The organism is Shewanella sp. KCT (genome assembly GCF_007636505.1).
Taxonomy (GTDB): Bacteria; Pseudomonadota; Gammaproteobacteria; order Enterobacterales; family Shewanellaceae; genus Shewanella; species Shewanella halotolerans.
The window spans coordinates 351,674-366,021 of the sequence record NZ_LVDJ01000003.1 but is presented as its reverse complement, the minus strand read 5'-3'; the positions used below and the strand labels follow the sequence as shown (position 1 = coordinate 366,021).

Sequence of the window (14,348 nt, the reverse complement as noted above, 5' to 3'; positions counted from 1 at the left end):
ATGTTTAGCGTGATACGAAATAAAAAACCGAAAAAGTCGGTCAATAGAGACATGCTGAATAAACAACGACGATACGATAGCCTTGTCAGGGCACTTCATGGCGACCTGTTCCGTTACGCCTTCTGGTTGTGCGGGGATAAACATATCGCCGAAGATATCACTCAAGAAACCTTCTTACGCGCCTGGCGCTCCTTGGAGTCACTCAAAGATGACAAGGCCGCCAAGGCTTGGCTGATCACCATATTACGGCGTGAAAATGCCCGCCGCTTCGAGCGTAAGCAGTTTGACTACTCGGATGTAGAGCAGGCCGATATCGCCGACCATATCTCTTCCTCCAGCGAAGAGAACATGGAGCAGCATATGCTCAGGCGCCAGATAGCCAAGCTCGAGGCCGAATACCGCGAGCCCTTGATCCTGCAGGTGATCGGCGGCTTCAGCGGCGAAGAAATTGCCGATATCTTAGATCTGAATCGTAATACCGTAATGACTCGCTTATTTCGCGCCAGAAATCAGCTAAAAGAGATACTCGATGACACGCAAACCAGGGGGCGCTCTAATGGATGAGCTCAAATTCCGCCGCGAGGCCTATGAAAATCCAAACCGTCAAGACGACGAGTTTCTTGCGTCGATGCACGAGTCGAATGAGCGCACTGCCTTTGTCAACGATCTCAAACTATTAGACAAGAAACTCGAGGCCGCCCTCAAGATAGAGGTGCCAGAGGATCTCGAGGCTAAACTGCTGCTCAACCAACAGCTACATCAGCATCAGGTGGATCGCCGCAAGACAGGCTTTACCCTGGCCCTGGTGGCCTCTATCGCCTTCATCGCCGGCATCAGCTTTACCCTGCTGCGTCTCGCCCCGGTGGATCTGGGACAGCACGCCCTGGCCCATGTCTATCATGAAGAGATGGCGATGAAGAGTGAAGAGAACATCAGCGTCGATGAGGTCAATACTCAGCTGGCCTCGCTGACCAGCCTTAAACATGCCCACTTTACCGAGCAGCCCGGTCGCGTGCTCTACAGTACCTATTGTGACTTCCAAGGGGTGAAGAGTATCCATCTGGTGATGCAGGGCAAGCAGGGCAAAGTCACCCTGTTTATCGTGCCGCTGGAGGATCGCATGGTGCTCGAGGAGGCCTTTGCCGACAACCGCTATCAGGGGATGGGCTTCAAGTCTGACAACGCCTACGTCCTGCTGGTCGGCGAGCATGCCACAGATCTGGACTTTGTCAGAGACGAAGTGAAAGAGTCTTTCATCTAAGGCTGCTATCACTAGACCAGTGACTAGACCAGCATCCAAAGCGAATTCTAGTCGCTCAGGTGATCTGGGATACTACATACAGGGAGTCGACCTCAGGTTGGCTCCCTTGCACTTGTACTTGCACTTGCGAACTCTGTTTTAACCCGACGGCCACTAACATATACGAGCCGCAATCTGCCAATATGACCAACAAAGCCACAACATCTCCGCATAACTTGGCAATTAATCGACCGATAAAGCCTAGATCTTGATCACATTTCACGGCAAATTTGGGCTAGCGCTCAAACATCTGCTAGCATACAGGCTCATTTAAAACAGACATGTCAGCGCGCTTTGGCTCTGGGCTCACATCCCGGCTAACAAAGACATTGGCATGAGAACAATATGGCGAAAGCATGAATATTGAATTACCGATATTAATTACTTTTTTCGGCTACCTCATCCTGATGATGGGCATTGGCCTTTGGGCATATAAAGCAACCGACTCTGTCGACGATTATATTTTGGGTGGCCGCTCCATGGGACCGGCCGTCACCGCACTCAGCGTGGGTGCCTCGGACATGTCCGGCTGGCTGCTACTGGGGCTCCCCGGCGCCGTCTATCTCGGCGGCCTGGGGGAAGCCTGGATCGGCATAGGCCTAGTATTTGGCGCCTGGCTAAACTGGCTATTCGTGGCCAAACGCCTGCGGATCTACACCCAGTTTACCGACAATGCCCTCACCCTGCCGGACTTCTTCGAGAAACGCTTCGAAGACAAGCAATCTGTATTAAAACTGGTCTCGGCGGTCACCATCCTGGTCTTCTTCACCTTCTATACCTCGTCGGGCATGGTGGGCGGCGCCATACTGTTCGAGAAGGTGTTTGGCCTGGACTACAATCTGGCCCTGCTTATCGGCTCTGGCATCATAGTGGCCTACACCTTCGTCGGTGGCTTCTTCGCCGTGAGCTGGACCGATTTCTTCCAGGGCTGTCTGATGTTGATTGCCCTGCTGATCGTGCCGGTCACCATCTTCAGCCAACCAGAGACTCAGAACGGCATCCATAGCCTGGATCCTGCCATGCTGTCACTGCTGAGCGACGACACCACTATGATAGGCCTGGCATCGCTGCTTGCCTGGGGCCTTGGTTATTTCGGTCAGCCCCATATCCTGTCGCGCTTCATGGCCATCGGCAGCGCCGACGACCTTAAGGTTTCGCGCCGTATCGCCATGAGCTGGATGATAGTGGCGCTGATGGGCGCGCTGGCAACAGGCCTTGCCGGCAGCCTCTACTTTGCCGATCAGCCTATCGACAACCCAGAGACCATCTTTATCCACCTGGCCCACGCTGCCTTTAACCCGTGGATAGGCGGCCTATTGGTGGCGGCGATCCTCTCGGCCATCATGAGCACCATCGACTCACAGCTGCTGGTCTGCTCTAGTGTGATCACCGAGGACTTCTACAAGAAGTGGCTCAGACCCAATGCCAGCAGCAAGGAGCTGATGATGATTGGCCGTATCGGCGTGCTGACCATAGCCGTCATCTCTGGCGTCATCGCCCTGAACCCTGAGAGCAGTGTGCTGAGCCTGGTGAGCTATGCCTGGGCAGGTTTTGGTGCGGCGTTTGGCCCTGTGGTGATCCTGTCTCTCTTCTGGCGTGGCTATAGCCGCAATGGTGCGGTAGCCACTATCGTCGTTGGTGCCATCACAGTGGTGCTATGGAAACAGAGCACCGGCGGCATCTTCGACCTGTATGAGATCTTGCCTGGCTTCCTCTTCGCCACCCTGACCGGTGTCTTAGTCAGCCTGGTCTCGGCGCCAGCAGACAGCACCCGCGAACAATTTGAGCAATTTAGCCAGAAACTCTGAGGCAAGGCTCCCACTTCGCTGACGTAAAAATGAGCGGCAGATAAAAAAAGCGTACAAGTGTACGCTTTTTTTATACCGCATAAATTTTACTTACAATTTGCCATTTCACAACCCGTTAACCTTTAGCAAAACCTTAATCAAACCCAGAAGCTACGTGGCATAGCGCCATCAAGCATCTCTTCAAACAACAGCTAACTTTCCTGCATAAAACCAGCCTTCCATTTAACACAAAATCAACAAAAAGTTGCATCTGGTCGGAGTTGTTGAGGTAACACCTCATCCCTACTATGCACGGGAATTATAAAATGGACCTGGCCGCCACGACTCAGGCACAAGCATGAGCGCAGTATGCAGCCGGGCCGACAATAACGAGAACAAACTATGAAGCGTTTCAACAAGACAATACTCGCAGTAGCCGTCACACTCGCTAGCTCACAGGCGATGGCCGCCGGTTTCCAACTCAACAGCCAGTCAGCCACTGGTGTCGGCCGTGCATTTGCCGGTGATGCCGTGATCGCTGACAACGCCTCAGTGCTGTCTCGCAACCCAGCGGCCATGGCCCTATTTGACGAGAAGCAACTTTCTATGGGTCTGACCTACGCCGATGTCGAAGTCAGCGTAAAAGATGTCTATATAGATTCAGCTCTTGGACAGATCCACTATGGTCACGTCGAGGATGCGGCAGAAGCCAAGATCATCCCTAACTTCTACTATGTCAGCCCAGTTAACGACAAATTTGCCTACGGTGTTGCCATGTTCAGCAACTTCGGCACAGGCACAGACACTACCCCTATGTCACAGCAGCTGGTTAACGGCCTGCCTGCGCCGCTGGATCTTTTGGGTAAGACAGAAGTGACCACGCTCAACTTCAACCTGAGCGCCTCTTACCGCTTTAACGACCACTTCAGCGTCGGCGCCGGCGTCGATCTGATCTATGGTCAAGGCACCCTGACCCGCGGCGGCCTGGTACCGACTCAAGCCGGTGCAGTACAGCAAGATCTTGTGGATGTTGACGCCGACGGCGTAGCATTTGGCGGCATCATAGGCGCTGTGTATGAGATCAATGCCGATCACAGATTCGGTATGAGCTACCGTTTGAGCCCAGATTTCAAGGCGACGGGCGACATCAACATGTATAACCCAGTTGCCGGTGCCAACGTGGCCTTCGATGAGATCAACATCCCTATGCCGGATATCTTCCAGGTGGCGGGTTTCCATCAGCTGACCGAGAAGTTTGCCCTGCACTACACGGCGCAGCTGACCACTTGGGGCGATTTCAAAGAGATCACTGTGACCGACGGTACCATAGGCGGCGTGCCTGTGGCGCCTGAGGCTAGCCTCAAGACCTACGCCTGGGATGACTCTTGGCTATTCAGCGTCGGCGGCACCTACACCCTCAATCAGGACTGGACACTGCGCGCTGGTTACATGTTTGACCAAGGCGTCGTTGGCGAAGTCAGCTCTATCTCTATCCCTGACTCTGACCGTCAGTGGTTCACCGCCGGTGCCACCTATAACCTGGGCAAGCACGCGAGCCTAGACTTCGGTGTCGCCTTCATCCGTGGTGAAGATGTAGACCTTATCGAGCACAGCGCCATCACAGGCGGCCTGCCAATCGGTCCTGATACTGGCATGGTTCACGCGACCACACGCTCGAACGCCACTTACTACTCTATGCAGTACAACTACAAGTTCTAACTTGTACTACTGTCCCCAAAAAGCCGCAGCCTACTGCGGCTTTTTTGTAGTTATCGGAAAACTTTTCTACAGTTAATATAAAGTTCCCGTGACGACAGATGGACAATGGCAAAAGTAATTGGTTTAGGTGGCATATTTTTCAAGAGTGACGATCCCCAGCGGCTCGCACAGTGGTACAAAACCTACCTGCAGGTGCCGGTAGAAAACTGGGGCGGCGCGGCCTTCTACCTCAACAATCTGATGCCGATGGCTGCCACCGGCTACAGCGTCTGGACCCCAATGGGGAGAGACACAGATTATCTTCACCCCTCAAGCAAAGAGTTTATGTTTAACCTGATCGTCGACGATCTCAACGAGGCCCTGTCTCAGGTGGCCGAAGGCGGCGCCGAGCTGCTGGCCGAAACCGAGGACTCAGAATTTGGCCGATTCGGCTGGTTTATCGACCCCGACGGCAACAAGGTCGAGCTCTGGCAACCCAGCACCCAAACCTAAGCGCTGTTTCCCTGGAAAACCAAACGAAACAAGCATATGCTGGCGTTACCCCATAGCAAATCGGACGCTTATCCATGCAAAAATCACTGGCAAGTATTCTCTTAGGCGGCTTCATCTGCGCCGGTCTCTATCTATTAGGCACTAGCCTTGGCGACAGCATCATCAAGATGCGCGCCATGGAAAGAACCGTCACGGTCAAGGGCCTCGCCGAAGTCGAAGTAAAGGCTGATACCGCCATCTGGCCCATCCGCTTCACCCAGGTCGACAATGATCTCAATAATCTCTATCAGGAGGTGCAGAGTAAGACAGATAAGGTGATCGCCTTCCTGATTAAACAAGGCTTTACGCAAGATGAGATCTCAAGCTCCCTCCCCTCTATCGAAGACAGGCAGGCCCAGGGTTATGTAGATCCTAACGTCAAGTATCGCTATGCGGCGCAGGTCACCGTATCCCTCTACACCAAGCGGGTAGACCTGCTGCTAGGCACCCAACGCAACCTTATCGAGCTGACCAAGGAAGGGATCGCCATCTCCAATCAGGATTACAACGGCCGCACCGAGTTTCTCTTTACCGGCCTGAATGATCTCAAGCCGCAGATGGTGCAGACGGCCACGGAAAATGCCCGCCAAACCGCCGAGAAGTTTGCCAAGGACTCCGCCTCACAGCTTGGCAAGATAAAGCAGGCGTCTCAGGGGCAATTTACCATCAGCAACCGTGACAGCAACACCCCGAGCATCAAGAAAGTCAGGGTGGTGTCGACCCTGACCTATTACTTAAACGATTAGTTTTAAAGGGGCAAAGGATTTTCGCCCCTTCAATCGTATTTTTCTAATAAAAGATTGCACAAGCTTAAAAAGTCCATTAGAATTTTCTTATGAAGTTTTAAGAGGTGATCTTCCATGCAAGTACAACACACGTTTTCCATCGGCATTTTGCTGTCACTCGTCAGCCTGGTCTCTGGCGCCAGCGAACTGCCCACCATGACGGTAGCCAAACACTCTCAGCCCCAGTGGATCACCTTAGATGCACAACTTGAGGCGGTAAAATCGGCGACTGTATCGGCTCAAACCTCTGGCCGTATCATCAAGATCAACTATGACGTCAACGATATCGTGCCCCAGGGCGCATCCCTGCTGGAGATCACCAGCAAGGCCCAGGGCGCCGAGCTGGCGGCCGCCGAGGCCGACTTTGCCCGCGCCCAAGCCCAAAACGAAGAGGCGCAGAAACAGCGTAAGCGTTATGAGCAGCTGTTCCCACAGGGCGCCATCTCCCAAGGCGATATGGATCAGGCCATCGCCAACGCCCGCGCCTCGGCTCAGGCCGTCAGCGCTGCCAGGGCCCGTATCATCCAGGCCAACGAGTCTCTGCAGTACACCACGGTCAGCGCCCCCTTTGCTGGCGTGGTCACCAAGCGCCATGTGGAAGTGGGCGAAACCGTGTCACCCGGCCAGGCACTGCTGAGCGGCTTTGCCACCGAGCATATGCGCGCCGTCACCCATGTGCCCCTGCGTTACATAGATGCGCTGCGTGCCAATCCTAAGATGAAGCTGGTGCTGACCAACGGCAAAGAGCTCGAATCGGACGCTCTAACGATCTTTTCTTTCGCCGATGCCAAGAGCCACAGCTATAAGACACGTATCAACCTGCCGCCTCAGGAGCCCAACCTGATGCCGGGCATGTGGGTCAAGGCCAGCTTCAACGCCGGCGATCGCAATACCCTGACCATCCCTGAGTCTGCGGTGATCTACAACAACGAGCTGAGCGCGGTCTATCTGATGCAGAACCATCAGTTTATGCTCAACCAGGTGCGCCTGGGCAACAAGCAGGGCGATAGCTTCGAGGTGCTGTCGGGCCTGAGTGATGGCGATACCATCGCCGTAGACGCCTATCAAGTGCTACTGAAGCTGAAACAATAGATCTGGTGATCGAATAGGAGCCGTATAGATATGAATCAGCAAGATCGACACCAAGATAATCAGCACAGCCCAAAACGTCTGGGATTTTCCGGGCGCCTGGCGGCCATGTTCCAGCTGAGCGCTATCACCCCCTTGCTGGCCCTGCTTGGCCTGCTGCTGGGTCTGTTCGCCGTCATGGTGACCCCAAAAGAGGAAGAGCCGCAGATAGATGTCACCTTTGCCGACATCTACATCCCCTTCCCCGGCGCCACGCCGAGCGAGGTCGAACATCTGGTGACCCAGCCCATGGAGGAGGTGATCTCGCAGATCAAGGGAATAGACACCCTCTACTCCTTCTCACAGCCAGACGGCGCACTGATCATCGCCATCTTCGAGGTGGGGATCCCGCGCAACGAGGCGATCGTCAAGCTCTACAATCAGGTCTATTCCAACAAGGACAAGGTTGCCAGCCAGGCAGGCGTGGGCGAGCCACAGATCAAGCCCCGCGGCATCGACGATGTGCCCATCGTCAGCCTGACCCTATGGTCGAAAGACAGGGCGCAATCTGCCGAGCAGCTGACCCATATCGCCAAGGGGCTGGAGAGCGAGCTGAAACGCATTCCGGGCACCCGCGAGATCTACAGCGTCGGTAGTCATGAGATCAGCCTCAACGTGCGCATCGATCCCGCCAAGATGAGCTTCTATGGCCTCACCTACGACGATATCAACCGTAGCCTGTCGAGCAATAACCATGTATCCATGCCGGTATCTCTGGTGCAGGATAATCAAGAGATCAAGGTTCAGACTGGGCAGTTTTTAAAATCGAAACAAGAGGTTGAGCAGCTGGTTGTCGCCGTGTATCAGGACGAGTCGGGCCAGAGCGCCCCCGTGTATCTGGGCGATATCGCCAAGATAAGCCTCAACAGCGACATCCCGGTCCAGCACGCCTGGCACGGCGATAAGTCGGCCATCTATCCTGCGGTCACCATCGCCATCGGCAAGCAGCCGGGTGAGAACGCCGTGGATATCGCCAATGTGATCCTCGAGCGTCTGGACAAGATAGACAACATACTGGTACCCGACGATGTCAACATCACAGTCTCGCGCAACTATGGTAAGACGGCGGGCGACAAGGCCAACACCCTGATCCTCAAGCTAGTGTTTGCCACCTCGGCCGTGGTGATCTTGGTCTTCCTCACCATGGGGCTACGCGAATCTGTGGTGGTGGGCATCGCCATCATCATCACCCTGGCGATCACCCTGTTTGCCTCCTGGGCCTGGGGCTTTACCCTTAACCGTATCTCATTGTTCGCCTTAATCTTCTCTATCGGCATACTCGTAGATGACGCCATTGTGGTGGTGGAGAACATCCACAGGCATATGGCGCTGGGCAAACGCTCCTTCGTGGAGCTGATCCCCGTCGCCGTCGATGAGGTGGGCGGGCCGACTATTTTGGCAACCTTTACCGTGATCGCCGCGCTGATGCCGATGGCCTTCGTATCCGGCCTCATGGGCCCCTACATGAGCCCGATCCCCATCAACGCCAGCATGGGGATGCTGATCTCCCTAGCCATCGCCTTCATCGTCACCCCCTGGCTGGCCACTAAGCTGCTCAAGGCTCATCAACACCAAGGCGGTGATGGTGAGCATGACGTGGACGATCGCATGCTGAGGCTGTTTACTAGGCTGATCTCCCCCTTCGTCAGAGGCAAACAGGCCGGTAAGGCGAGGATTGGCCTGGGCGCCGCCATCGCCCTGCTGATCATGCTCGCCGTCTCTCTGCCGATAGGTCAGTTGGTGGTACTCAAGATGCTGCCCTTCGATAACAAGTCGGAGTTTCAGGTGATGCTGGATATGCCAGAAGGCACGCCGGTTGAACAGACCCAGCGCGTACTCAAGGCCCTGGCCATGGAGCTGGATAAGGTCGAAGAGGTAGACAATTACCAGCTCTACGCCGGCACCGCCGCGCCGATGAACTTTAACGGCCTGGTGCGCCACTACTTCCTCAGACAGAGTCAGGAGCTGGGCGACATTCAGGTCAATCTGGTCGATAAAGGCGATCGCGACAGAGACAGTCACAGCATAGCTTCCGAGGTGCGCCGCGCGCTGCAGGCCACCGCCAAGCAATACAATGCCAACGTCAAGGTGGTGGAAGTGCCCCCTGGCCCACCTGTGTGGTCCCCCATCCTGGCCGAGGTCTATGGCCCTAACGCCGAGATGCGTGAGACCGCAGCCAAGGCACTTCAGCAGCTGTTCCACGATACCCAGGATGTGGTGGATATTGACATCTACCTGCCCGCCGCGCAGCAGAAATGGCAGGTCAATATCGACCGCGCCAAGGCCAGCCTGATGGGCGTGCCCTACAGCAATATCGTCGATCTGGTGGCCACCTCGGTGGGCGGCAAGGCGGTGAGCTACCTGCACAAGCCAAATCAAAAGTCGCCTGTGCCTATTAAACTTCAGCTGGAGGAAGGCGCCAAGGTAGATCTCGAACAGGTACTCAACCTCAGGCTCACCAACGCCTCGGGTAACTCTGTGCCCGTCTCTGAGTTAATCGCCATACACAAGCGGGCCATAGACGCGCCTATCATACGCAAGAACATGATCCCTATGATCATGGTAGTGGCCGACATGGCAGGTCCGCTGGACAGCCCGCTCTATGGCATGTTTGAGATCGCCGGCAGCATCAATCAAGAGGGTGGTCTGGGCTTCGATCAACACTATGTCAACCAACCCTCAGGGCTGGACAGCATAGCTGTGCTCTGGGACGGCGAGTGGAAGATCACCTATGAGACCTTCAGAGACATGGGTATCGCCTATGGCGTGGGCATGATCGCCATCTACCTCCTGGTGGTGGGTCAGTTCCGCTCCTACAGCGTGCCGCTGATCATCATGGCGCCTATTCCGCTCACCATCATAGGCGTGATGCCGGGTCACGCTCTGCTTGGCGCTCAATTTACCGCCACCTCTATGATAGGCATGATCGCCCTGGCGGGCATTATCGTGCGTAACTCCATCCTCTTGGTGGACTTTATTAATCAGGAAACCGCCGCAGGTGTGCCCTTCGAGCAGGCGGTGATTCATTCTGGCGCCGTCAGGGCCAAGCCCATCATGTTGACGGGACTGGCCGCCATGATAGGCGCCCTGTTCATCTTAGATGATCCGATCTTCAACGGCCTGGCCATCAGCCTGATCTTCGGCATCTTGGTTTCAACCCTGTTAACCCTGGTGGTGATCCCCGTGCTCTATTACGCCGTGATGCGTCACCGTCCCGAATACTTTGCCGCGGTTAATCCGCAATCTTAAGGAGATACAGTATGTCTGTCGAACGTAGTATTTTCGCCTTTGCAGGCTTTATGGTCATGTTGTCTTTACTGCTCACGACCTTTGTCCACCCTAATTTTATCTGGCTAACGGCTTTTGTAGGCGCTAATCTATTTCAAAGCGCCTTTACCGGCTTCTGTCCGGCCGCCATGTTAATGAAGAAGATGGGGATCAAGACGGAAGCGGAATTGGCCCGCATGAAATAACTCACAGATCACAAGGAGCCAACGTGAGACAAGCCAATAAGATGCTACCCAAATCAATCATCAGCCTGATGGCGCTGCTTTTTGTCGCCATCATGGGCGTATCGGCGCCAAGCTATGGCGAAGAGAAAAACCCTAAGGTTGCCTGGGAGCATATACAGCAAGGGGCCATGGTCGTTGATGTCAGAACCCCGGAGGAGTTTGCCGAGGGACATCTAGAGAACGCGATTAATATTCCCTTTGAAAACATTGCCGAAGAGTTTACCAAGCGCGGCATCGCCAAAGATCAGTCTGTGGTGCTCTATTGTCGCAGTGGGCGTCGCAGCGGCATCGCTCAGGAGAGTCTGGTAAAACTCGGCTACAGCAACACCTATAATGGCGGCGGCTATCAGAGCCTGGCTAAACACTAGGAGAAGAAGAGCTTAACGCTCAGACATCCCTAAACCGACTAAGGCACCCCAGGGTGCCTTTTTCATTAGCTGCCTTTTTCATTAGCTGCCTTTTTCATTAGCTGCCTTTTTCATTGGCTGCCTTTTTATTCCCAATATTATTCACTAGTAGCCGTGTTCACTAATAGCCTCGTTCAATAGCAGCCTTGTTGACTAGCAGCCTCGCTCATTAGCAAGCTGGTTCGTTAGCGACCTTTTTAAACAGGCGCAAATTTACACTTAAAGCATGCCTCACCCAATAGAAGGCTAAGGATTTCGCTACATTAGGACGCTGCCCAATTGTAACAATTGAAACAACATATAACTATTCGCTATATGTTATTACAATTGTGGAATAACGATTATTCTATAATTACAATAAGTTATAAATTAAGGTCAATTTTACGTCGCTGGCGATCAGGCACCAACCCAGACAAATAAACAGTCTTAAAATTCGAATAAATACTCAAAAACACACTATCCCATCGGCGAAACAATCGTATTCACTGAATATTTTCTGCATAAAAATGCTCAAACAAGATCGCTTCTTTTACCCAAACACCAACTTAACAGCTTGTTTACAAATGTTTCATCACCAGATAAATTCACTGTCGAGTAACGCATATGATGGCAGTCATGCTGCTATGCACTCCAATAATAATTATTAATTCTAACTTTTAAAATGGAAGACAATATGACAGTTAAAAAGACAACTGCGGTCGCTATGTCTTTGTCTGCGCTTGCCCTGGCAATTGCAGCAAACGTCAATGCGGCGCCTACGAAAGGACTCCACCTTCAGGCAGATAATGCTCGTATCAATCAAGCATCTCCCCTGCCTAAGCGCTATATCGTCAAGTTTAAGAATGCCCAGGCCGCTGCACAGGCCGATGCCAACAGCCTGAACGACTATCAGCCAAGAGCCAACGAAGTCTTTTCTCAGCACAGAGCACTGAACAGCGTTAAGGCCAAGCAGATGAAGCGCATCGGTCGCTCAAATGCTTACTCGGCCCAGCTGGATAACAATGGCGTTAAAGCCCTGAAATTGCGCGCCGACGTTGATTATGTCGAAGAAGATATGCCGCGCCACCTGCTGAGCGAAACCACACCTTGGGGTCAAACCTTTGTGGGCGCCACCAGCCTGAGCGACAGCATGGCCGGCAACCGCACCATCTGTATCATCGACTCGGGTTACGACCGTAGCCACAGCGAGCTGAGCGGTAACAATGTCACAGGTACCAACAACTCAGGTACGGGTAACTGGTATGAGCCAGGCGCTCATAACGCTCACGGTACTCACGTAGCGGGCACCATAGCTGCAATCGCCAACAACGACGGCGTGGTCGGTGTGATGCCAAACCAGAACGCCAACATCCACGTGGTGAAAGTATTTAACTCTGATGGTTGGGGCTACTCATCATCCTTGGTTTCGGCGGTTGACACCTGTGTGGCTAACGGCGCGAACGTAGTAACCATGTCTCTGGGTGGCTCTCAGTCAACCACCACAGAGAAAAACGCCCTAGCCGCTCACGCCAACAACGGCGTGCTGCTGATCGCAGCGGCCGGCAACGACGGTAACAACACCCACAGCTACCCAGCATCATACGATGCGGTTATGTCTGTAGCGGCAGTAGATAACAACAAAGATCACGCGGCCTTCTCTCAGTACACCAATCAGGTGGAAATCTCAGGTCCGGGTGAAGCGATCCTATCAACCGTTACACGCGGTGAAGGTCGTCTGGCTAACATCACCGCCGGTGGTCAGTCATACTTCGACAATGGCGTAGTGCCCCATAACCGCTATGTGAAAGACAGCAGCGGCAACTATGTTGGTACCCCTATCACAGGTTCTGTCACTGCCGAACTGGCCGAGTGTAGCGTATCGGGCGGTGTCTTTAACTGTGGCGACATGACTGGCAAAGTCTGTCTGGTTGAGCGTGTTGGCAACCAAGGCGCCAGCTATCCAGAGTTCGATGCGGTCAAGGCATGTAACAACGCCGGCGCCCAAGCAGCTATCGTGTTCAGTAACACTGCGCTGCCAGGTCTGCAAAACCCCTTCCTGGTTGACACCAACAACGAAGCCCCAATGGTTTCTGTGTCAGTCGATCGCGCCACGGGTCAGGCACTACGTGCTCACCTAGGCACTAACGTCACAGTAGCCAACACTAGTGGTGAAGACTACGAGTACTACAATGGTACCTCTATGGCGACGCCACACGTATCGGGTGTTGCAACACTGGTGTGGAGCTACCACCCAGAGTGTAGCGCCGCTCAGGTGCGTGCTGCGCTAACAGCAACGGCTGAAGATCTCGATGTTGCCGGTCGCGACGACAAAACTGGTTACGGTCTGGTTAACGCGGTTGCCGCCAAAGAGTACCTAGATGCCTCTTGTAATGGCCCAACCGATCCAGGTACAGGCAGCGGTGGCAACGTGCTGGAAAATGGCGTGGCAAAGACCAACCTGACTGGCGTGAAAGGCGACGAGCTACACTTCTCTATCGACGTACCAGCCGGTGCCAGCGATCTGAACTTCGCCATGAGCGGTGGTACAGGTGATGCCGACCTTTACGTCCAGTATGGCGCGGCGCCGACTCTGAGCAGCTACGACTGTCGTCCATGGAAAGGCGGCAACAGCGAGTCTTGCCCAGTGAGCACGCCACAGGCGGGTACCTACTATGTAATGGTTCAAGGTTATAGCGACTTTAGCGGTGTTAGCCTAACGGCCAGCTACACAGAGCAGAGCACTGGCGGTAACACAGGCGGCCCAGCCACCTATACCAACAACACCAGCTATGCGATCCCTGACAACAACACTGCGGGTATCAGCAGCCCAATCGATGTGGCTCGCAGCGGCGACTCAGGTACGGTAACGGTAACGGTTAACATTACCCACACCTACATCGGCGATCTGCAGGTTGAACTGCACAGCCCAAGCGGTCAGGTAGCCGTGCTACATGACAACAGCGGCGGCAGTGCCGACAACATCATCAAGAGCTACACAGTCGACATGTCTGGCGTTGAATCTGCCGGCACCTGGACACTGAAGGCAGTTGATAGCGCCCGTCGCGACACAGGCACTATCGATGCGTGGCAGCTAAGCTTCCAATAATCGCATCATCAAGATAGGGGACCTCAGGGTCCCCTTTTTTATCGAAAACGCCTTGGATAAGCTGATATAATGGGCCAAATTTTTTACTCAGCTA

The 14,348-nt window shown here is 54.0% G+C and carries 11 protein-coding genes; all 11 read left to right on the top strand.

Going from position 1 to position 14,348, the window contains the following annotated elements; genetic code table 11:
• The 11 genes from AYI87_RS06505 to AYI87_RS06455 all read left to right on the top strand — a co-directional run bounded on the left by AYI87_RS06505 (window position 1) and on the right by AYI87_RS06455 (window position 14,254).
• Window positions 1-564, top strand: a complete 564-nt coding sequence (locus AYI87_RS06505) for a sigma-70 family RNA polymerase sigma factor (RefSeq protein WP_144200587.1) — start codon at window positions 1-3, stop codon at window positions 562-564.
• Window positions 557-1,261 (top strand): DUF3379 domain-containing protein, encoded by a 705-nt coding sequence (locus AYI87_RS06500; RefSeq protein WP_144200586.1) that lies wholly within the window; start codon window positions 557-559, stop codon window positions 1,259-1,261. The genes AYI87_RS06505 and AYI87_RS06500 overlap by 8 nt, the downstream gene beginning before the upstream one ends.
• Before the next feature lie 395 nt (window positions 1,262-1,656).
• Window positions 1,657-3,108, top strand: a complete 1,452-nt coding sequence (gene putP, locus AYI87_RS06495) for a sodium/proline symporter PutP (protein ID WP_144200585.1) — start codon at window positions 1,657-1,659, stop codon at window positions 3,106-3,108.
• Between the two features lie 381 nt (window positions 3,109-3,489).
• Entirely contained in the window at window positions 3,490-4,806 is a 1,317-nt protein-coding gene (locus tag AYI87_RS06490) for an OmpP1/FadL family transporter (protein WP_144200584.1), read from the top strand.
• A 105-nt stretch (window positions 4,807-4,911) separates the two neighbouring features.
• Window positions 4,912-5,298, top strand: coding sequence for a VOC family protein (locus AYI87_RS06485; protein WP_011866234.1), 387 nt, complete (start codon window positions 4,912-4,914; stop codon window positions 5,296-5,298).
• 74 nt (window positions 5,299-5,372) lie between these two features.
• Complete coding sequence (locus tag AYI87_RS06480) at window positions 5,373-6,083, top strand: SIMPL domain-containing protein (RefSeq protein ID WP_144200582.1); 711 nt, start codon at window positions 5,373-5,375, stop codon at window positions 6,081-6,083.
• Window positions 6,084-6,197: 114 nt separating this feature from the next.
• Window positions 6,198-7,214 (top strand): efflux RND transporter periplasmic adaptor subunit, encoded by a 1,017-nt coding sequence (locus tag AYI87_RS06475; RefSeq protein WP_144200580.1) that lies wholly within the window; start codon window positions 6,198-6,200, stop codon window positions 7,212-7,214.
• 30 nt (window positions 7,215-7,244) lie between these two features.
• The gene (locus AYI87_RS06470) at window positions 7,245-10,499 is read left to right on the top strand and encodes an efflux RND transporter permease subunit (RefSeq protein ID WP_144200578.1); all 3,255 of its coding nucleotides are present in this window, start codon (window positions 7,245-7,247) and stop codon (window positions 10,497-10,499) included.
• Window positions 10,500-10,510: 11 nt separating this feature from the next.
• Window positions 10,511-10,723 (top strand): DUF2892 domain-containing protein, encoded by a 213-nt coding sequence (locus tag AYI87_RS06465; RefSeq protein WP_011866238.1) that lies wholly within the window; start codon window positions 10,511-10,513, stop codon window positions 10,721-10,723.
• Between the two features lie 92 nt (window positions 10,724-10,815).
• Entirely contained in the window at window positions 10,816-11,130 is a 315-nt protein-coding gene (locus AYI87_RS06460; protein ID WP_398351624.1) for a rhodanese-like domain-containing protein, read from the top strand.
• A gap of 712 nt (window positions 11,131-11,842) precedes the next feature.
• Window positions 11,843-14,254 carry a S8 family serine peptidase gene (locus tag AYI87_RS06455; protein ID WP_144200574.1) on the top strand — a complete coding sequence of 804 codons (2,412 nt, stop codon included), beginning with the start codon at window positions 11,843-11,845 and terminating at the stop codon, window positions 14,252-14,254.
• Window positions 14,255-14,348 lie beyond the last annotated feature (94 nt).